Genomic DNA, 21311 nt, shown 5'->3' with positions numbered 1-21311 from the left:
TGAAGAGAACTTCCACCGAGGCCTGGAAGCCGGTTGTTTACCCTGTAAAGCTCGGCTGCGCCTGTTTTACTTCCGGACGCTTCAGCCCCATATGCTCCCTCAAGGTCGTGCCGGTGTACTCTGTACGGAACAAGCCTCGCTCCTGCAAAATAGGTATCACCTGATTGGCAAAATCCTCGAGTCCCCCGGGGAAATACGGAGGCATCACGTTAAATCCGTCGGCCGCCTCATGAAGGAGCCACTGCTCCATTTCATCCGCAACCTGCTCTGCGGTTCCTACCATCGTATAATGCCCGCGCGCGCTGGCTGTACGGAGTATCAGCTGGCGAATAGTCAAATTTTCTTTGCGCACCATGTCCACAAACATTTGAAAACGCGCTTTTTGCCCTTTAATCTGATCCAGCGAAGGCAAGTCCGACAGCGGCACAGGCCCGTCGAGCGGATATTGAAACAAATCGATTTCCAGCGAGTTGGACAGCCGGATGAGACCGAAGGCCGGGGTAGTAAGCTCATTCAGCATCGCTTCCTTTTCTCTGGCCTCCGCCTCGGTGGCCCCGATAATCGGGCTGAAGCCTGGCAAAATTTTGAGCTCATTCCGGTCTCTCCCGTACTTCTTCATTCTGCCCTTCAGGTCCGCGTAGAAAGCCCGCCCGCCCGCTATCGTATTCTGTGCGGTGAAGACCACTTCCGCGGTTTCCGCAGCAAGCTCTTTGCCGGAATCGGAGGAGCCTGCCTGAACGAGCACGGGATGCCCCTGCGGCGAGCGCGAGATGTTCAGCGGGCCGGAGACGGAGAAGTATTTGCCCTTGTGGTTGAGGGCGGAAATTTTGTGATCGTAATCCGTATACAAGCCCGTTTGCTTGTCGGCTACCCGGGCATCATCGTGCCAGCAGTCCCACAGCCCCTTCAGCACGTCCAGGAATTCCTTGGCCCGCTCATAACGGTCCCCGTGCTCAGGCTGCCGTTCCAGGCCGAAGTTCAACGCGGTGGCATCCCCTACCGAGGTGACGCTGTTCCATCCGGCTCGCCCCTGGCTGATGTGATCCAGCGACGCAAACATCCGGGCGACATTAAACGGCTCACTGTAGGTGGTGGACACGGTGCCGATAAGCCCGATCCGCTCTGTTGCGACGGCCAGCGCCGACAGTAGTGTAAGCGGCTCCAGAGCGCCGCCGATTTTATATTTAATTGCCGGCGTCAGCACAAGCGCATCGGCAATGAACAATGAATCCATCTTGGCCTGCTCGGCCATCCGGGCCAGCTTGGTGTAGTAGCGAATATCGGTCACCGCGCCCGGCAGTGTATCCGGATGACGCCAGGACGCTTCATGGTGCCCTGTATTCAACACAAACAAATTCAGATGCATTTGACGTTTTTTTGTATTCATTTCAACGGCTCCTCTGCTCTACATCATTTTTTACCCGCAACTACGAATGGATCAACCACTAGCGACAAAACAGTGAAACTGAAATAGCGGGGCGGCCGGCAGGAAGTGAGACGCGGACTGGAATCGCCCCGCTGCGCTCCAAGCTGTACACAAAGCACAAATGATAGCTGTAATCAATTCCCCCTTTACCCATCGTATTTGTTGATATTGATTATCATTATCGATAATAACACAATAACTTTATATTGTCTAATTTGTTATTTATTTGAATTTTGAAAAAACAAACCCCGCATCCGGTTATATTTAACTTCAGATGCGGGGATGGTTGCCTGATTAAAGAGCGCCGATGTGGAAGGCCTTGCCAAAATAGCCGGACAGCCGCATACGGTGGGGATAAAGCTCCGTCCGCTGTTCCGGCAGGAAGATTTTTTATGCATTGATAATGAAACTCAATTGGTGCTGTTAAAAGTGTATCGCAGCGTCATAACAAGCGTCCATATCCTGAAGGATCTGTTATGTTATCCAATTTTACCCTCATTCTGTTGTAAATTTACGCTCGCCAGCCTGTTTTTGGGCTCCGCAAATAACCAGACAAACAGGCCGCCGGCCATAATGATTGTCCCGTTTAATGCAAATATGACAGGTGGCGACAGCAGACTGCCCATGAAGCCGACTGCTATCGGTCCGGCAATTTGGCCTGTAAACAAAATGCTCCTCGCAAATCCAAGGCGCGATCCAAGCTGGTCCGGGGGCGACGAGCGGGTAACAATCAAGAACACGGACTGCAGCAGCGCACTGGACGCCAGCCCCTGCATCACTCGCAGCGGGATAAGCCACTCAAGGGCCGGAGCTGCCGCTTGGCATAGAATAGCAACACCGCACAGCCCCGAAGCCAAAATATAGTTCCGGCTAACGGGCAGCCGATCATTTCTTTTCCCCCACCACGAGGAAGCAAACCAGACCGAGGCCCAGTTTACCGCCTGCAATACGCCTACCCAAGCAGCCGAATGCGACGAGGGCTCCGCATGCTGTCCCACATAAACCGGCAGCACGGTCAGCAGCCCGTACATCCCCACGTTCGCCAGCACGCCCGCCATTAGAAATACAAACACCCTGCGTTCCCGGCACAGCTGAATCAGATCTCCCGTCATCCGGCGAGGTACAGCCGAACGCGTCTTTTCCCGGCGCGCCTCCTTTAACCCCAGCAGGCAAAGCAAGGTCCATAGGCCCAGCAATGCGCCGAGCAGTAAAAACAGCGGGCGGAAGCCAAGCGTTGCCAGCGCAAAGCCGCCAAGCAGCGGGCCCAGCATCGAGCCTGCAGCCAGCGCGCCCTCCAGCTTCCCCCGTACGTGTCCCTGCTCCTGTGGCCGGGCCTCGGAAGCCGCAAACGCACCGACGGCATCAACAACCCCGCCAAGCGCCCCTTGCAGCAGCCGCATAATAAACAATTGAAACGGTGTCTGCACCAGCCCCATACCCGCCAGCACGAAAGCCGATCCGAGCAGTGCCCGGATTACCATCCATTTCCTGCTTGAACCATCCCCAAGCTTCCCCCACAGCGGCGCGGTCAATGCCGCCGTAACCGGAGAAGCAGCCAAAGCAAGACCGCTCCACATCAGCACGGAGGCCGGATCGTCCGCCCCGAGCTGATTCATATAGAACGGCAGCATGGGGGCAATGACCATTGCACTGAGCACCGACAAAAAATGACCGCCCCACAGGTAACGAAAATTCGTTCTCCATTGGTCGGTCATAGGACAGGTTCTCGTTCGGAACAATGATGCTGTTTCATATACGCTGCTCCCGCCTTTTCCTTAAGAATCAAAAAAACGCGAATCATCCCGTTTGTTTTACGGGACTATCATATCACGCTTTCTGCGGTGGGACATATTATCCTTTTGGATAATTTGAATTATCCATTACGAGTATTGCCTTGATGCAGTTTCTGCGCCTCCCCCCTCCTCTTGTCCGCCCAAACAGATCAGCCGACCGTGAATATTCCCCATAACTGGCTGGAGCTGTTCCAGAAACCTGCCGTCCTTTCAATCCCGATGCGGCTGACTACCGTCATGCAACGCCGAACGGTACGCCGGGAGCTGCGCGCAGTGTGGAGCCCCTTTCGGTCAAACCATATTGCTCCTCGCAAGCGGCTGCCAGCACGAAGCCGGCAGTTATTGCTCAGCCTCAGGCTCGAAGGCATACCCCGCCAGCGCCAGCAGCTCCTCCATCTGCTCGCAGCGCAGCGCGTAGGCGATGGAAATCACGATCTCCTTCGATGGATGAAACCGACCGTTCTCGATTGCGTTCAATATCGAGTAGCTGATCCCCGCCTTCTCCCCCAGCTTCCGAAGTGAAATATCCCGCTGCCGACGCAGCTCCTTCAATTTATCCTTAAATTCCATTCCTTTTCTTCTCCTTTTGATTCAACCGGCATGGCCCGCGTTCTGCATCATCCCCTGATTGCATTGTACCAGAAAAACAAGCCCGCCGGGCAGTTGTCCGGCAGCAACATTCGTGGTCGACCGACCGCCGTCATGCAGCGAAACACCGCGCTGGGAGCTGCGCGTGCTCTCCAGCAGCATGCGGCTTATTCGGCAACGGACCCATGGTTAGTTCACGTTCCGTTTGTCCCTTGGAGCCCGGCATTTATTCAGAATGTACATTCTTAGCTTCGAATCGTTCGCTGGCAGCCGAATCCCCTCAGTCTTCTCCCCGCTCTTGCAGCCATGACGGGTCAAGCTGCCAAAAAATCATAAAAAACCCCCTTAAACGATACAGCGTGAGCTTCACGTCCGTACCGTCCAAGAGGGCTACAATCAGTTGGATGATTCCGTTATACCTGCGGTCGACAACCACCGTCATGCCGTGTTACCCGGCAGTTCCTATTTTACTTCTGATTAAACTCCAGCAGGGACAGCACGAGGGATACCGCTTCGGCGCGAGTTGCATTCGCTGCCGGATCGAAGCGGTTATTGTCCTTGCCGCTAATAATACCCGCTTTAAACGCGGCCGCTACGGCAGCCTCCGCCCACTCGGGAACATCCTTCGCATCGGCGAAGGCAAGTCCAGGAGCTTTCTCCTCTTCTCCTGCCGGAAGAAGACCCAGCGTACGCACAATCGTCACTGCAATTTCCGAACGCGTAATGTTGCGGTCCGGACGGAACGTATTGTCCTCATAGCCGCCAAGAATGCCCGCGCCTACCACCTTTTGCAGATCGGAAACAGCCCAGGACGGGATTTGTCCTGCGTCAGCAAAGCTTAGCTCGGCAGCCGGCTCCTGCAGCTTCAGCGCACGGCTGAGCAGGACGGCGAATTCGGCGCGGCTGATGGCGCCATTAGGCAGAAAGGTGCCGTCATCATAGCCGTTGGCAATCCCTTTTTGAATCGCTTGCTCCACCTTTTCCTTCGCCCAGTGGCCGTTCAAATCCGTCACAGGCTTCGAAGCCGGAGCCGCAGCGGTCGAGCCGGTTTGCTCATCCGGCTTGTCCGTCGGCTTGTCTCCCGTCGGCTGCGCAGGAGCGGTTCCCGGTTTGCCAGCCGGATTTCCTTCCGTCTGCTGAGGCGCTTCTGCTCCCTTGGCGCCATCCGGCTTTTCGCCGCCCGGCAAATCGGCGATTTTCTTTGCACTGTCCGCATCCATGACAAGCTCAATATCGTACTCGTGGAAATAGTTCATGGCTGCCCACTCGATTTTAACCCAAGCCTTCAGCTTCGAATTGAGCTTGTCGACCTCGAACTGGACGGTACGCGTGTTTTCCTGCGCATTGGTGCCGACAACCTCAACATCCTTCAACGCGCCGTTGACTTCCGTCTTCAGTGCGGTAATTTCTTTGCTTTGCTTGAGCGTAAAGGAGAACGAATATTTGCCTTGCTTGACCGTGAGCTGCCCCGGTGTCAAAACATAGCCCTGCATAACCGAATCCTGATTGGTACCAAATTTCTTAATGGTATAGTTCATAGAGTACACGCCATCCTTCAACGCGCTGGAGCTGTCCGCAGCCAGCACTTGAACGGCTGGCGCGGCCGGCGCCGATGCCAAAGCAGCCGAAACAGGAGCTGCAGAGACGAGTAAGGATACCAGGCACACACTGCACATCGCTTTTTTAAATGGAGATTTCCGCATCATTGTAAACTTCCCCTTTGCATTATAATCGGCCTCACAAAGACAATAATGATTATTATTATCATTTGATTATTCCCTGATAGTAACATATTCCCCGCAGGCTTGTAAAATAAAAACCGGTAGCTGAATTTCTATTACTAAACTCTTCAAAAATGCAGAACTGCATGTGACTTCCGGCCCATCCCCCGCCAGTAAATTCTTTATTATACGGCCTGGTGCATTCAAAGGGCTTCAAGAAAAATGATTTCGCCTTCGTTGCTGCTGAAATCGCAAATCCGACCTGATGCTTAGTAGCCAGTTCTTTTCCAACAGCTGTCGTTTCAATTCTTCTATAATAAAAGAAGTCTTGCCGCGTTGCTTCGACGATACGTCAGGAAGGATTGACCCTTCCATGCTTCTTATGCTTTCAGCTGCACCGTGATTGTCGCTGCCCCTGCTTGCGGAGTCAGACGCACGCCTTGGCTTTCCGCAGTCCAGCCTGCGCCCTCTACCGCTTCCATGGCATCCGCGCCGCAGGTGATCGACCGACCGCCGTCATGCAGCGAAACACGGGGTACTGGGAGCTGCGCGCGGTGCGGAAAGCCGTTCGCTTTGCCTTCTTCAAACAGATAGGATTTCCGGGCGATGTACGAGTGAATCCAGACGCAGATGCTCAGCCCTTTGTCCTTCAGGCGCTTCAGCAGCGCCGGCGGATCCGGGAGCACGTCCTTGTCCCCTTCAAAATCGCACCACTGGAATTCCTTCATCCAGAAGCAGTCGAAGTGAAACACGTGGAACGGAACTACAAAAACGAATTTAAACCTCACCTACTAAAAGGCTGGTGTATCCCGCCCGAGCAAAATGCGGGGGCTGCCTGCTCCATATCCAGTGCGCTAAGCATCATTCCTGCCCAAGAGGCCAGCGGAGCGGTACGACACTTCCGTGCCGCAGTCCCGGCGGAAACACCATCCGAGCGGTAACATCCTCCCATACCGCCAAATACAGTGCTTCATCCGCTGTTTTGAAATATGAAAAAAGATACATTTGCTCTCCTCCTACAGCCGTGTGTACTCGAAATAATCAAAATCAGCATAACCGGCGGCAGGCTGCCCGTTACTGCTCGCATATAAACCGATATAGGTGCCGGAAAAGCCTCCAGCCACGTCCGTGCTCAAAATGCGCCCGTCGGCCCCTTCCAGCAGCGTGTGCCACCGCTCGGATTGAGTACCGTAATAAAAGCTGAAATGCTGGCCGTATACCTCCGTCTTCAAATAGAGCTTGTCCGCCGCCACCATGGCTGACGCAAGTAGTTCGTCCGTCCCGCCGCTGCGCCGGACAAGGCAGATTTCCGATCCGCCTTCCGTGCCGCCGCGCCATTCCATCCGGTACTGGAAGGCATCATTTTGCAGCAGCACGAGTCCTGCCGCCTGAGCTGGAGACTGCGGGCGGAATTCAAGTACGGTACGGACTGCAAAATCATGATGCTGCTGGCGGCGGCCGACAAAGCTTGGATTTTGTTCAGCCATAACCGTATCTGCCTTCAGCTTCAGGCGCAGATGGCCCGGACGCTCGGTGAGCGACCAGTAATCGCCGCGCGGCGTCCGTAGAAAGTTCCACTGCGGCGCAAGCTCCGGCGAATCAAAATGATCGCAGGCGGGAGGCGCAGCCCAGCGGTGCTCCGCCAGTGACGGGCGGGCCATCTCCAGCTCAACGATGCCTTTGCCCGGATTGACGACCGGCCAGCCCTCCTCCCACACGAACGGAACGAGGAACGTTTCCCGTCCCATGTTGCGATAGTACCCGCCGCGCGGCCGCGAGCCGAGACACACCATCCACCATTCGCCATGCTGCGTCTGTACGATGTCGGCGTGACCGACGTTTACAATCGGAGCCTGCTGGCCCAGATGACGATGAGTCAAAATCGGATTCATCTTGCACACCTCATACGGTCCGGTCAAGACTTCGCTCCGGGCAATGGTCACGGAATGCGTAAACCCCGTACCGCCTTCGGCAATCAGCAAGTAATACAGGCCGTCAATCTTGTACAGATGCGGCGCTTCCTGAGCATGAATTTGCTTAAGCGCCCCGTCCCACAGACTATATTTCGGGCCCGTAAGCCGGCCCGATTGCAAATCCAGCTCCTGCATATAAATTTCCATATGCTTCGGATATTGCTGACCGGCCGGAGGAACCCGGTTCGCGGTGAAATATACCTTGCCGTCTCCATCAAAAAACAAGGAGGGATCAATCCCCGGCGCATCCACCAGCCAGACCGGGTCTGACCAGGGTCCGGACGGATTTTCCGCCGTTACATAAAAATTGCGTCTCGCTCCCGTTGCACTGACGACGAAGGTTGTAATCATATAAAATACCCCTTCGTGGTACCGAATGGTCGGAGCATAAATCCCCCGCGAGCACGGGGTGCCATCCAGATTCAGCTGGGACGGGCGGTCCAGAACATGCCCGATTTGATGCCAGTTGACCAAATCCTTGCTGTGAAAAATCGGAACCCCCGGAAAGTATTCAAACGAGGAGGTAACCAGATAATAGTCCTCCCCTACGCGGCAAAAGGACGGATCGGCATAGCAGCCGGATAACACCGGATTTGTGAATGTGTTCATTTTCATGTCTTCCTTTACAAAAAGGTAGTTTCTTCTTATGCTCTAGTATAAGGACAATCAAGTTAAAAAAGTTTTTTTGATTCGTTCTTTTTGCACAAAAATTTATTATTGATGTCCATTTTTGGAAAGGAATCGTAGACCGTGGAAGATATATTCGGACCCAAGCTTAGTCTGGACAACGGCAATTTCGCCATTCAATATGTGCTGCGGACCGGGCAGGTGTCGATGGCGCGCGCTCATGCCCACCCTTTCTATGAGCTGTTCTACTGTCTTGGCGGCGGGCGCAGCTTTTTTATGAACGGCAGTGTGTATGAGATGCAGCCGGGAGATGTAGTGCTGGTCAATCCGAGCGATTTGCACCGGACTGCCAACAATGAAACCAAGCGGTGCGAGCGCATATTGATTCACTTCACCGAGCAGTTCCTTGCGCCGGAGCTGGCGCGTGCCGATGCCGCGCTTCTGCCGTTCCCGGCCGGATCGCCGCTGCTGCGCTTTCAGCTCAAGGATCAGGCGGCTGTGGAGGCCATATGCCGCAAAATGCTGGAAGAGGCCACGCTGAGCCGGGAAGGCTGTGTGACGAGCATCCGGGCGCTGCTCATGCTGCTGCTCGTGCTCATTCGCCGGCTCCGGCATCCCGCCGCCACCGGGCAAGCTCCATCTGAGCACCCGCTGCATCAGAAAATTTCTGAAATTGCCGCTTACCTCGGCGCGCATCTGGAGGAATCCCTAACGCTGGAGGAGGTGGCCGGCCGGTTTTATATTAGTCCTTCCTATTTGAGCCGGATTTTTAAACGGGTTACCGGCTTCAGCTTCCGCGAATACGTCCAGATGATACGAATACGCGAGGCCCAGCGGCTGCTGCGAACATCCCCGGACAAAATAAGCGTCATCGCCGAAAAAACCGGCTTTATTCAAACCGCTCATTTCAATGTTGTCTTTAAAAAGCTTACCGGGGTAACGCCAATGTATTACCGCAAGCACAAGGAAGACTAAGCTTCACTCGGCTGATTCGCACTGTGCGCAGCCCCCTTTTGGCACCTCGCGCAGCTCCCAGCGCGGGGTGCGGTGCCACATCAACCACATGTGAAGTGTCCATTTCGGCGCTGTATGCCGGTGGTAAACCGCACTTGTGGGTCAACCAAATTCACGCCGCCGCGCGGAAGCGAAGGAATGTTTCCCCTATCCGCCGTAAATGACGTACAATAGAATATATCACTGATGCAAGCCTGCACAAAAGGAGCCGACACATATGACAGACAACCATCAAACAGACCGTTCCCATCCCCCGCAAGGACCTCTAGCCGCCTTGGCCAAGGAGCTGCCGGACTGGCTCGAAACAAGCCGGATTCAAGCTTCATCTGGCCGGGTCGCCTCCTATATTCCCGAACTCGCCGGAGCCCCGTATAATGCGCTCGGCATCACCGTGCTGGACGGACAAGGCGTAAGCGTATCGGCCGGGGACGCCGAATTGCGCTTTACGATGCAAAGCATCTCCAAAGTATTCACTCTGCTGCTCGCCTTGATCGATCACGGTGAGGACGGCGTTTTCACCAAGGTTGGCATGGAGCCGACCGGAGATGATTTCAACTCCATGGTGAAGCTGGAGATCGTCGTGCCGGGAATTCCGTTCAACCCGCTCATTAACGCCGGAGCAATTTCCATTTCCTCCTTAATCAAAGGGGCTACGCCAAAGGAAAAGTCTGAGCGCGTCCTTGCCTTTTTCCGCGATCTCGCGGGCGACAGCTCGCTGGCCTACAATGAGGCCGTATACCGCTCTGAGGCGGCCACTGCAAACCGGAACCGCTCAATTGCCTATTTGCTGAAGGCAAACCGCGTGCTCGAAGGCGATGTGGAGGATGTGCTGGAGGTATACTTCAAGCACTGCGCCATCGAGGTTACCTGCGGCCATATCGCCCGTATGGCTCTCGTGCTCGCCTATGACGGAACCGACCCGTTGACGGGCCGCCAGCTTATTCCGAGACGTTACGTCCAAATCGCCAAAACCTTCATGATTACGTGCGGCATGTATAACGCTTCCGGCGAATTCGCCATCCGTGCCGGCCTTCCGGCCAAAAGCGGCGTATCCGGCGGTATCCTTACCCTCGTCCCCGGACGGTACGGCATCGGTGTTGTCGGCCCTGCGCTTAACGATAAGGGAAACAGCACCGCCGGCGTGCATCTGCTGGAAACCATTTCGCAGGCGATGGATTGGAGCATATTCTAGAAGTTCGGCCTGCTTTATTGAACCTTGCCCGGTGCTGCGGCATTTAATTTTTATACAACAAATGGGGTTATCGAATTGGCGCAGGATATTGTTTTTCACACATTAAACGAAATGCTGCTTCAGCTATCAAGCGTCACCCATATGAAGTGTGCCGCTGATTGGGTGCTTTCCCCGCAAAGCTTGCCCGCCAATACAATTCTGTACATTCATAAAGGCCGGGGCAGGCTCGAAATCAGCGGGGAAGCGTATCTGGCTTCGCCGGGCCAAGTGTATATCCTTACAAAAGGACAGAAGCTTGAGGCCGTCACGGATAACACCCATTTGCTGGACTGCTATATGCTTGAATTTAAGGTGATGGAGCCGCACAAAACGAATGACAACTGGTCGTTCTACCGCGAAGCCTCCCGTTCCTTCCCGATACAGGGCAAAATTCCGGTAACCGATCAAGCCCGGGTAACCCGGCTGGTCGAGCAGCTGCATCAGCTTGCCGGATCGGCAGGCGGGCAGGAAAGCTTTCAGCAGAAGCATTTATTCTATGAGCTGCTGTATATGTTGGCGGTGGAGCATCAAAATCAGGCCCATCACCCCTTGCAAGGCATAGAACGGACACTTGCTTATATGAAGGAAAATTATATGAGCCCCATTTCCTTGGAAACGCTGGCCAAAATAGCCGGCTTCAGCCCCAGCTACTATTCCCGCCTGTTTAAAAAAACCAAGGGCATCGGGAGCGCTGAGTATATGACCCGGCTGCGGATTAACCGGGCCAAGGAGCTGCTTATTCTGTCGGGCCTATCCATACAGGACGTGGCCCGGAGCGTCGGTTACAATGAGGAATCGTATTTCAGCCGGATTTTCAAAAAGGAAACCGGATATTCTCCTGCCAGCTACAGCAAAAAATACCGCCAAAAGGTAGCTGTAACCCGCTACACCTACAATGGCGATTTGCTGGCTCTCGGCGTCACCCCCTATGCATCGGTCATTACAGAAGGCCGGGTTGGCGGGCCGCACCTGACAAGCCAGCTTACAGACGCTGTCCCGATTCATACGGAAAACACCCATTATTTGAACGAGCTTATTCAGATTCAGCCGGATTTGATTGTCACTGATTCCCCGGAATACAGCTCGGATTTGTCGGCCATCGCACCGACAGTCATTTTGCCTTATTGGGAGCTGGACTGGCGGGAGCGGTTCAACAAAATCGCCGCTGTCCTGGGCAAAGAAAAGGAAGCCCTCCGGTGGCTGCAGCAATATGATGACAAGGCCGCACAGGCTAGCAGACAAATCCGCAGCCTGATTGGCGACGCGACGGTATTTATTCTGCGAATTGTCGGAGGAAAGCTTCGCGTGTACGGGGTTGGCCGCAATATCGGCAGCGTGCTCTATCATGATTTGAAGCTAGCCCCGCCCCGGGAAGTCCGGAATATCCGTTGGCGCAAGACCGTTTCCATTCACGAGCTGCCCCATTTCGACGCGGATTATATCTTGCTTATGACTTCACCCAAGAAAACGGATCGCAAACTGTACCGGAAGCTGATAAGCAGTCCGGAATGGAAGGCGCTGACAGCCGTAAGAAGCAATCAATGGATGCAGATCAATTCCTATTACCCGTGGCTGGACTATTCTGCGTTGAGTCATGAAATGATGCTGGACGAGACGGTACGTTTGTTTGTGCATTAGCGGCATCGGTTCGTCGCTGTCCCTGGGCCGCTGGAGAGGAGGACTCCGGCTGCATCGGCCCCCAGGAATGCATTCCGCCGTATAACCCCGGCTTTGTTCTGTCTGGAGCGCCAAGCAAGAATGGACAATATTATACAAGCATTTGAACAATATTATTCATGGCGTATTTGCTCCCGCCTGTCTATAATCGTGATGATACGCGATGGTGATAATGATTTTCATTTTCTTCATGGAACCGATGAAGCCGCCAAAGCACTCATACCGATACGGGAGGTCAATCAACAGATGCAATCCTTCAACAAAGCTTCCGCCGCCCTCATCGCAGCCGTCATGCTGTGCGCTCTGCCGCTCTCCGGCTGCGGCACGAATTCGAAGCCGTCCGGCACCGCCGATGCAGGCTCAACAGGAGCTGCGGCAAGCAACGCTTCAGCTGCTTCAGGGTCCGCACAGGCCCCGGGCACATCACAGAAGACGATAAAACACGTCTGGAGCGAGACGAAATTTAACGAAGCCCCTAAAAAAATCGCTGCGCTCGACTATTCTTTTATTGATTTGCTTTCCGTATTGAAGGTTGTGCCTGCCGTGACTGTAGGCATTGGGGAGTCCGGCTTCCCCGACTACCTCCGGGATACCGTCAAATCCGAAGGAATTGCGAATGCGGGACAAGCCAAGCAGCCGAACCTGGAGGTCTTGAAATCGGCCAGGCCCGATTTGATTATCGCCAACCCGGACCGGCATGAAATGATTAAGAAACAGCTGTCGGACATTGCACCAACCATCGCCCTCGATGATCACAATTACCAAGAAGTGCTCGCAAACCTGATTGCCGTTGGCGATGTGCTCGGTAAAAAAGAACAAGCCGAAGCCGTGAAGCTGGATATTGAGAATAAAATTAAGGCCGGCAAGGACACGTTGAAAAGCGCCCCCACGGTGCTGGTTGTCGGCGCCTTCGAGGATGATTCAACCGTGTGGGTGAAAACCTCATTTATCGGTTCTCTGCTCTCGTCCATCGGTGCAAATTATGCATTTGACGGGAATAAGGACACCTCTGCTGCAGAAAGCAAAACGGACATTGCCAAGCTCAGCCTGGAGCGGTTAAGCGAAATCAATCCGGATTATTTATTCTACTACGGTGATCTCGGCAAATGGGCGTCCAATCCGATTTATAAAAATCTGAAGGCAGTAAAAGAAAATAAATCGATTGCGGTAAGCCGTGACTTATGGTCGAAGGGCCGGGGGCCGCGGGCAGCCCAGCTGATTCTTGACCAAGCCGTGAAAACGATGAGCGCGAATAACTAACGTTCAGGGGGATCACCGTGAATCAACTGCACACAGGCAAACCGGAGCGGACGAGATCCGCTCTTTCTCTTTTTATCGGCCTGACGGGTCTGCTGCTAATCGCCGCATTAACCGGCACTTTCGCCGGAGTAAAGGGCTTGAGCTGGAGCAAGCTCCCTGAGCTGATGACGGTCGACGAAACGAATTTGCTCGCCTATAAAGTATGGTTCGTCCGACTTCCCCGGGTCGTGCTGGCTCTTATTATCGGCGCAGGACTTGGTGTCGCCGGGTGCCTCCTGCAAGGTATTACCCGTAATCCGCTGTCCGACCCGGAAATAATGGGCATCAACCAAGGCGCCTCCTTCTTCGTGGTCCTGTCCCTGGTCCTGCTGGGCCTGAAGGATGTCACACTTACAATTTTGATTGCGGGCTTTGCCGGAGCTGCGGCCGGCGGCAGTATTGTGTACCTGCTGTCCTTGTACGGAAAATATACGCCGACACGGCTTGTACTGGCTGGCATTGCCGTTTCTTTTTTCATGGGGTCCCTGACTACGGGCTTCCTGATTCTCCATGATGATAACCTGTCGGAAATCCTGTACTGGATGGCCGGCAAATTGTCCGGCGCCACCTGGACCGACGTACAGCTAAGCCTGATTTGCATCATTCCTGCAGCCGCCATCAGCTGCATCATCTCAGGCCAGCTCAATATTTTCTCTCTTGGTGAGGAGGCCGCAGGCGGTCTTGGCCAGCGGTCCGGACAAGTGAGAAGGCTGGCGTTTATTCTCATTCTCGCACTGGTCGGCGGTGCGGTTGCCCTTGCGGGTCCCATCGGCTTTGTCGGATTAATGGTTCCGCATATCGTCAGGACAGTGGCTGGCGCCGACTATAGACGAATTGTCCCGCTTTCCGCCATGGCCGGAGCCGTTCTGCTGCTGGTGGCCGATATTGGCGGACAATGGGTACTGTATCCTACGGATACTCCCGTCGGGATTATTACTGCGCTTCTGGGAACTCCATTTTTCCTGTATTTGATGCGCCGCAGTATGGGAGGCCGGACTGCATGACAACCAATCAACGCCACTGGATATGGGTCATGAGCCTTGGCTCCGTTACGCTCGTTGTGATGATTATCCTCGGCCTTCGTCTCGGCGCTGTAAACCTTCCGTTTGCCCAAGTCGCCGAAGAGCTTCGCGGGCGGGAAGGCATTACATTCGATTATCGGCTTCCCCGGCTTCTCATTGCGATTTGCATCGGCATCAATATGGCGATTGCCGGCTCAATCCTGCAAGGCGTAACCCGGAATCCGCTCGCCGCTCCGGATCTTATCGGAGTGACGGCAGGCGGAGGCCTTGCTACCGTCATCCTTATTTTGGCTGTGCCGGGGTATTCGGCAAGCATGCTGCCCCTGTTTGCCTTCGCCGGTTCTATCGGCGCCGGACTGCTTGTATACCTTTTAGCATACAAAAACGGGCTTATGCCGGATCGCCTGGCTCTTTGCGGCGTAGCCGTCAGCAGTGGTATTCAGGCACTGATTACGCTGTTTATTGTCAAATTCGCTCCCTCAGCAGCACAAGCGCTTATCTGGCTGAAAGGCAGCCTTTATGCCCGGACCTGGGAGCAGGTCGAGATGATATGGCCGTGGACGGCCGCAGGCTCTGCCGTCGCCCTGCTGTGCTACCATCCGTTAAATACCTTGCTGCTAAATGAAGAATCCGTGCGGGGATTAGGCATGCGAATTGAACGAACACGGCTGCTGCTAATTGCCGTCGCTGTTAGTTTAGCCGGGAGTGCGGTTGCCGTCGCAGGCGCAATCGGCTTCATCGGCCTGGTCATTCCGCATCTGGCCCGCCTGCTTGTGGGCTCAAACTTCAAACGCGTTCTGCCCGTTTCCGCCCTGCTCGGCGCCATTCTCGTCACATTTGCCGATACGGCCGGGCGTATCATTATGCCCCCCGTCGAAGTTCCGGCAGGCATAGTCACGGCTCTGCTGGGGGCACCGTATTTTCTTTTTTTGCTGGTGAGGAAAAAATAAAAATGGGTCCATCCCGGCCTCGCACCCAAGTTACGATGAGCCATGAATGTGAGATACCGCCGAAAGCTTCCCCATTCCCCGATCCTGATACCTCCGCATACACCATCGTCCGATCCGGAGGGGATACGGCTCCAGCGACTCGCCCGGCTCTATTTTTCCATCTTGCAAACGGGGCGGGCGGCTAGCCGTCCCCCGTTTGCAAGATTAGCCGCCAGCGTGTGCCCTCGTTTATAGCTTGGACAACCCGCACTGACAGCCGATCTCCCACACCGCGCGCAGCTCCCAGCGCGCGGTGTTTCGCTGCATGACGGCGGTCAGTCGACCAGCGCCATGCACCTTACCGCTCCTTCTCTTCGGATTATGTCTTTGGCCGGCTCAGCGCCTGCGATTTCACACACGAACATCGTTTCCGGAGGAAACCTCAGCTCCATTTCTTCCCGGCGGAGATGGTCCATTCGACAAGAAATCCCCTTTTCCCCAGGAAGCCGACAGTATTCTAGACCTTTAGACATATTTACTTTCGAGGAAAATTCGATATGATTTGGAATATAGCGCCATGTGGCTATAATAACCAATTTTACTGGAGGGATATAATGAGATTAAGAAAGTCTGTCACTCTGCTCCTGGCTATTCTGCTGCTGTTTACATTCAGTCAGTCCGCATTAGCCGGCGCCGATCCAATTCAATGGACAGTGAACACAGACACCGGATCCGGGAACTGCACAGCCCCCTTCCGCGAGCATGACGAAACATCAACAGGCGCATACGTTCTTCAATATGCGACGAACACTTATGTGGACTGCCACATTCAGGTGGTAGGGCAATCTTATGTTTCCGGCGGCATCACCCAGGTTACATTTGACTGGTCCTACGCAATCACATCGACCAACCACTCGGCTTACATCCATGTATATGCCGACGGTCTGGGCAGCGGCGATTTCGAGCTTTACCGTGAAGATGTCCGTGACGACTACGGCTCAGCTTCCATCGATATTCCATCTTGGTATACCGGTAATGTATATTTCGTCGTGGATGCCGTCGCCAAAACAGGCTATTCTACCGGCTTCTCCTTTGCCGAAATCAAGAACATTTCCTTTAATTAAAAAGAAGCCTCAGCAATACATGGATTGCTGAGAGCTTCAAGGCATGAAACAGAGGCTGTCCAATAAGTCCCCACAATAAAAAGTTGGGCGGAAAACGTAATGTTTACCGTCCAACTTTTTTGTACCTCTGTTTTTGCAGGAAAGCAGCGAGGCGAATACCTGCTGGTTTCAGGAGATTGTGGGCCATTGCCCGATCCCGAACTCGGTGTGAACCTTCTCCATACCTCGCAAGGAGAAGCGGAGGAACAACCGCTTGCCCTTGCTGTGACCAAATACGCTCTCCACCTCGAATTTACGCCGAGCATAGATTGCAGATTTCATGTCATGCTCAAGAGCATTTTTGGCCGTTGCTGTCACCACTTCCCATACCGTGTTCCAGTGTACCTGACGGTTGCCGTTCCCCTTCATGCAGGCTCTGCCATAGGGAGTCAGATATTCGAAACGTGGCTCTGTATCCTCGCCCTTCGCATATAAAGAGTTTGCTTACTGCCATCCCCCGCATCGGCAATCACCGTTTCAGGCATCGGCAAAGAAGACGCTGCAAGTCACTCCATAGGCGTGTATCCGTAGGGCCGGGAGCATGTCTTCACGAATGAGCTTCAGCTTCTTTTTTAGGGCATTGCGATGCATCCGTAATGTCTTCCGCTCTTCACTGTTGCTTGCCTCCGCGATGTTCGAGGTTCATTCGTCTACCTTTTCTCCACTCCATTACACCCACTGCCGCTTGTAAACGAGAGGAAAGCTCTTCGTGTTCTAAGTTCTTTCTTTATTCTGTGGCGTAATTTTTGCGAAGCCCACTTAGATATTTCTATTTTTTCAAGAGATTTAATTATCTCTTCATTTTCTTGAGGTAACATTATCCACCAATTTAATGCCAGTTCAACCCAGTACTCTGATTTTTGTTCAAATCCAACCTTAACTACCTCATAGAATGGAAACTCTCTAACTATATCATTATCAATAGTACAAGTGATAGCAGCATTAATTAATTCTTGTCTAAATTCGGTAATCTGTCGCTCAAGCAGGACCATTAAGCGGTTAAACTTCCATGTTTCATCTAACACTCTTACCCCTGTTTGTTCTTCAATTATCCAATGACCATTTTCTGATAGACCAAGCATACTTCCTGTATTTATTTGCATTAACGGTTTCCAGTTCAATAACATATCTTCAGAGTCAATGATGTGTGAAGTCTTATACCTCTGCCCTTCATCAGACATTTTACTCTCACCTCCCCACACTGTATGGTTTACTGGCAGACCATATCCTGCCATTACTTCTTTATTTCGAATGTCCATTTTGAACATCATGTCCACTATTCTCGATAATCAAAATGTCTACTAATCTAAAATTACATAATCGGCTGGAGACTTGCCACTGTCAAGTGTGATTTCCTTTTGACAAATCTAACGGATCGTCCATAATAGAAAAAGAATGTACATTTCTACATTATCGGAGGATACGCGCATGAGTGAACAACAACAGCAAGGATATTTCGGCGAATTCGGCGGCAGCTTCATTCCCCCGGAGCTGCAGGAAGTTATGGATTATTTGAGCGAGCAATTTAACAAGTATAAAGATGACCCTGAATTCAAGAATGAGCTGAATTACTATTTGAAGGAATATGTCGGCCGCGAGAATCCCCTCACGTTTGCGGAGCAGCTGACCAAGGAATGGGGCGGTGCCAAGGTTTATTTGAAGCGCGAGGACCTCAATCACACCGGCGCGCACAAAATTAATAACGTGGTGGGGCAAATTTTGCTTGCCAAACGCATGGGCGCAAAGCGCATTATCGCTGAAACCGGTGCAGGCCAGCACGGCGTAGCGACAGCAACCGCCTGCGCGATGTTCAACATGGACTGCGTCATCTACATGGGCGCGGAAGACACCCGCCGTCAGGCGCTGAACGTATTCCGGATGGAGCTGCTCGGCGCGAAGGTCGTAGCGGTCACCAAAGGACAAGCACGCCTGAAGGATGCCGTCGATGAGGCTCTGAACGATCTTGTACAAAACTACAAGAACACCTTCTACTTGCTGGGCTCAGCGGTTGGCCCGCATCCATTCCCGACGATGGTTAAGCATTTCCAGTCCATCATCAGCGAGGAATCAAAACGCCAAATTCTGGAGAAGGAAGGCAAGCTGCCGGATGCTGTGCTCGCCTGCGTCGGCGGAGGCAGCAATGCGATCGGAGCATTCGCCCATTACCTGGACGAGCCTTCGGTTCGCCTCATCGGGGTTGAGCCGGACCAAGCGGCAACCTTAACCTATGGTGTTCCCAGCGTCATTCACGGCTTCAAGTGCCTCGTGCTGCTGGATGAAGAGGGTAATCCGAAGCCAACCTACTCCATTGCAGCCGGACTCGACTATCCGGGAATCGGACCGGAGCACAGCCACCTGAAGGTGAACGGCCGCGCCGAGTACGTAACCGTATCTAACGAAGAAGTGCTTGCCGCATTCCAGGAGCTGTCCCGCACCGAAGGCATCATTCCTGCACTGGAAAGCGCGCACGCCGTGGCTCATGCCAAGAAGCTGGCGCCGACCATGAGCAAGGACCAAGTCATTATTATTAACTTGTCCGGCCGCGGCGACAAAGACGTCGAGCAAGTATTCGAGATGCTCAAGAACGATCAGAAGGCTTAAGCAGCAGACAAGCGGCGACCCATCCAGTTGTCGACAAGCGTCCCAAGCCGCACGTTCACCTCATCACAGCGTGCGGCCTACAGAAGAAGCCGGTATCCTGCCTGGGCGGGATACCGGCTTTTGTCGTCTTATCTCCAGTCGATGCTGAAGGCCTGAAGGCTGTGCCATCTAGTTAAATTTATTGGGTTGTGGACTGGACTTCAATTAAATTCCCATTTGAATACATTGGTGGTAAATAGCAAATCAAGCGCAAAAAAAGTGACCCTATCCGCCGCATGGGCGCATAAGGTCACTTTTTGTGATGTTAATCGACTGCTCGATATGAAGCCGGTGTTACACTTCCGTCATCTGGCGTCTGGCCAGTTCAAAGGCGGACAATCCGTATGAGGTGTACGGCTTAAGCTGTACGGCGAAGCTGAAGGCCTCCGGCTTCAGCGTATACTGCGGCATAACGCCTGGACCGCAGCTGCCGGTGCCGATGCCGTGCTGGCCATCATCCAGATGCAGGTACACTTCCTCGCGCGGCTGCAGCTCGTACGTATGCTGCGCTTTTTCCAAATCCTGCGCAGTATAGTGATGCGCGCTGAAATTCAGCAGCGGGCGTCCCGCAGCCAGCAGGCCGACACCGCTTGTATTCGCCAGCGTAACCCAGCGCACCTCGCTGCGGTTGCCGTTCTCCTGCGGATAAACATAATTCGTCATCAGCTCATGCACTCGCCCGGCATACAGACCGATACGCCCGGCCTGCTTCGTATCCGAGTACGATTCGCCTGGACCGCGGCCAAACCACTCCACATGGTCGAGTGCCTTCGGCAGCACAAGCTGCACCCCGAGGCGCGGCAGCGATGGCGGAAGATCGCCATGCGGGCTGCCGTCTACCGTCAGCGTAACCTCACCGTTGCCATAGACGGTATAGGTGTAGGTCACGTGAATACCCCAGGACAGCAGCGGCGGCGCGATACGCGCTTTCACCGTAACCCGGACGCTGCGGCCTGCGGCGCCGCTCTCCCAGCTCACGCCGTCGATGCGCTGCTGGAGCCAGTGCAGTCCGAAGGCTTTCCATTCGCGGGCATCACGATGGTCATTGTCTGTCGGTGCCCGCCATAAGTCCAGACGCGGCCCCTCAATGAGCAGCGCCTGTCCCGCATACGTCCACGAATCGATTCGGCCGTACACACGGTTGAACGTAAGCTTGAATTCCGGGCCGCTCACATGCAGCTCGGTCGTTGTCGACTCGCAGCGGATGACCGGAAGAGCGGCCACAGATAATGATGCCGTTCCTTGCTTTTGATCAGTTCCCGCTGCAATCGCCTCGTACGGCAGTTCGATTTGAGCCCAGGCCACCTCATGACCCGCTTCCGCCCACGATGTGCCGTTAGCCAGAGAATACTGCACATTCAGCCAATATTCCGACTCCGGCTTGATCCGGGACGGCAGCTCATATGGAATGCGCAAGGCTGCTTTGCTGCGGGCCTCCGCCGATGGCAGCTGCACTTCCCCGGAGGCGATAATCCGTCCGTCAGCAGCAATGCTCCACGTGCAGCGCAGATGCGACAGATTCAAGTAATCGTAGCGGTTCTCCAGCTCCAGATCAGCGCCATCCGCGGCAATCTTGACGATGCTTGTTTTTACCGGTTCAATGACCTTCTTATATTCCAGCAGGCCTGGCGTCGGCACACGGTCCGGACGCACCAGCCCGTCCAGCACGAAGTTATAGTCGTTCGGGAAATCGCCGAAATCGCCGCCATAGGCGAAATACTCCTGTCCGTCCTCCGTGAACTGGCGGATACCCTGATCCATCCACTCCCATACGAAGCCGCCCTGCAGGCGCTTATACGTATAGAACACATCCAGATACTCGGTCAGCCCGCCGGGTCCGTTGCCCATGGCATGCGCAAATTCGCACATAATATGCGGCTTCGGCAAATCCTCGCGCTGGCCGAGCTCGATCATTTTGTCCACACTGGTGTACATCGTGCTGTACATATCGCAGTATTCCGCATTGTCGTCACTGCAATAGTGAACGAGCCGTGTCGGATCATGGGCATGCGCCCAAGCCGCCATGGCCACATGGTTGCGGCCGAAGCACGACTCGTTCCCCAGCGACCAAATTATAATCGACGGGTAGTTTTTGTCCCGCTGCACCATGCGTTCAATTCGATCGATATAGGCCGCTTCCCAAGCCGGATCATCGCTGAGCTGATTGTAATTGCCGGCCAGCTTGAAGCCGTGGCATTCCAAATCCGA

At 54.0% G+C, this 21311-nt stretch carries 18 protein-coding genes and 1 pseudogene; 8 read left to right on the top strand and 11 right to left on the bottom strand.

Translation table 11 applies throughout. The features are described from left to right. Window positions 1-37: 37 nt before the first annotated feature. The 8 genes and pseudogenes from WBG83_RS07445 to WBG83_RS07410 all read right to left on the bottom strand — a co-directional run bounded on the left by WBG83_RS07445 (window position 38) and on the right by WBG83_RS07410 (window position 8110). Entirely contained in the window at window positions 38-1387 is a 1350-nt protein-coding gene (locus tag WBG83_RS07445) for an LLM class flavin-dependent oxidoreductase (RefSeq protein ID WP_336744069.1), read from the bottom strand. 518 nt (window positions 1388-1905) lie between these two features. After that, window positions 1906-3141 carry an MFS transporter gene (locus WBG83_RS07440; protein ID WP_336744067.1) on the bottom strand — a complete coding sequence of 412 codons (1236 nt, stop codon included), beginning with the start codon at window positions 3139-3141 and terminating at the stop codon, window positions 1906-1908. Between the two features lie 417 nt (window positions 3142-3558). Continuing rightward, window positions 3559-3789: a helix-turn-helix domain-containing protein gene (locus WBG83_RS07435; RefSeq protein ID WP_336744065.1), complete on the bottom strand. Its 231-nt coding sequence runs from the start codon at window positions 3787-3789 to the stop codon at window positions 3559-3561. Between the two features lie 298 nt (window positions 3790-4087). After that, window positions 4088-4249 (bottom strand): hypothetical protein, encoded by a 162-nt coding sequence (locus WBG83_RS07430; RefSeq protein ID WP_336744063.1) that lies wholly within the window; start codon window positions 4247-4249, stop codon window positions 4088-4090. Window positions 4250-4274: 25 nt separating this feature from the next. Next, on the bottom strand, window positions 4275-5513 hold the full coding sequence (locus WBG83_RS07425; protein ID WP_336744062.1) for an S-layer homology domain-containing protein: 1239 nt from the start codon (window positions 5511-5513) through the stop codon (window positions 4275-4277). Window positions 5514-6088: 575 nt separating this feature from the next. Next, a pseudogene (locus tag WBG83_RS07420) lies at window positions 6089-6292 on the bottom strand (TIM-barrel domain-containing protein); the annotation flags it as partial. 97 nt (window positions 6293-6389) lie between these two features. Next, window positions 6390-6533: a hypothetical protein gene (locus WBG83_RS07415; protein WP_336744061.1), complete on the bottom strand. Its 144-nt coding sequence runs from the start codon at window positions 6531-6533 to the stop codon at window positions 6390-6392. 11 nt (window positions 6534-6544) lie between these two features. Continuing rightward, a complete protein-coding gene (locus WBG83_RS07410; RefSeq protein WP_336744059.1) occupies window positions 6545-8110 on the bottom strand; it encodes a glycoside hydrolase family 43 protein in 1566 nt (521 codons plus the stop codon). A gap of 141 nt (window positions 8111-8251) precedes the next feature. On the opposite strand from WBG83_RS07410, the gene WBG83_RS07405 reads away from it, so the two are divergent. From WBG83_RS07405 to WBG83_RS07375, 7 genes are all read left to right on the top strand, one after another. Then, window positions 8252-9103, top strand: coding sequence for an AraC family transcriptional regulator (locus WBG83_RS07405; RefSeq protein ID WP_336744057.1), 852 nt, complete (start codon window positions 8252-8254; stop codon window positions 9101-9103). A 256-nt stretch (window positions 9104-9359) separates the two neighbouring features. Continuing rightward, complete coding sequence (gene glsA / locus WBG83_RS07400; protein WP_336744055.1) at window positions 9360-10334, top strand: glutaminase A; 975 nt, start codon at window positions 9360-9362, stop codon at window positions 10332-10334. A 75-nt stretch (window positions 10335-10409) separates the two neighbouring features. Continuing rightward, window positions 10410-12011: a helix-turn-helix domain-containing protein gene (locus WBG83_RS07395; RefSeq protein WP_336744053.1), complete on the top strand. Its 1602-nt coding sequence runs from the start codon at window positions 10410-10412 to the stop codon at window positions 12009-12011. Between the two features lie 120 nt (window positions 12012-12131). Beyond that, window positions 12132-13310: an ABC transporter substrate-binding protein gene (locus WBG83_RS07390; protein ID WP_336744051.1), complete on the top strand. Its 1179-nt coding sequence runs from the start codon at window positions 12132-12134 to the stop codon at window positions 13308-13310. 17 nt (window positions 13311-13327) lie between these two features. Beyond that, a complete protein-coding gene (locus WBG83_RS07385; protein ID WP_336744049.1) occupies window positions 13328-14353 on the top strand; it encodes a FecCD family ABC transporter permease in 1026 nt (341 codons plus the stop codon). Beyond that, entirely contained in the window at window positions 14350-15321 is a 972-nt protein-coding gene (locus tag WBG83_RS07380) for a FecCD family ABC transporter permease (RefSeq protein ID WP_336744047.1), read from the top strand. The genes WBG83_RS07385 and WBG83_RS07380 overlap by 4 nt, the downstream gene beginning before the upstream one ends. A 593-nt stretch (window positions 15322-15914) precedes the next feature. Further along, on the top strand, window positions 15915-16424 hold the full coding sequence (locus WBG83_RS07375) for a hypothetical protein (RefSeq protein ID WP_336744046.1): 510 nt from the start codon (window positions 15915-15917) through the stop codon (window positions 16422-16424). A gap of 168 nt (window positions 16425-16592) precedes the next feature. Here WBG83_RS07375 and WBG83_RS07370 read toward each other — a convergent pair whose 3' ends face one another. Both WBG83_RS07370 and WBG83_RS07365 read right to left on the bottom strand, forming a co-directional pair. Next, window positions 16593-16856 (bottom strand): transposase, encoded by a 264-nt coding sequence (locus tag WBG83_RS07370; protein ID WP_336744201.1) that lies wholly within the window; start codon window positions 16854-16856, stop codon window positions 16593-16595. Between the two features lie 257 nt (window positions 16857-17113). Next, window positions 17114-17734 (bottom strand): hypothetical protein, encoded by a 621-nt coding sequence (locus tag WBG83_RS07365; protein ID WP_336744044.1) that lies wholly within the window; start codon window positions 17732-17734, stop codon window positions 17114-17116. 157 nt (window positions 17735-17891) lie between these two features. On the opposite strand from WBG83_RS07365, the gene trpB reads away from it, so the two are divergent. Continuing rightward, on the top strand, window positions 17892-19064 hold the full coding sequence (gene trpB, locus WBG83_RS07360; RefSeq protein WP_336744042.1) for a tryptophan synthase subunit beta: 1173 nt from the start codon (window positions 17892-17894) through the stop codon (window positions 19062-19064). Between the two features lie 333 nt (window positions 19065-19397). Here the strand turns inward: trpB and WBG83_RS07355 are convergent. Next, the coding region (locus WBG83_RS07355) for a glycoside hydrolase family 2 TIM barrel-domain containing protein (protein WP_336744040.1) at window positions 19398-21311 on the bottom strand (1914 nt) is incomplete at its 5' end.

This window comes from Paenibacillus sp. y28 (assembly GCF_037137075.1).
Classification (GTDB): domain Bacteria; phylum Bacillota; class Bacilli; order Paenibacillales; family NBRC-103111; genus JBBBNV01.
This window is presented reverse-complemented; position numbering and strand designations above follow the sequence as displayed.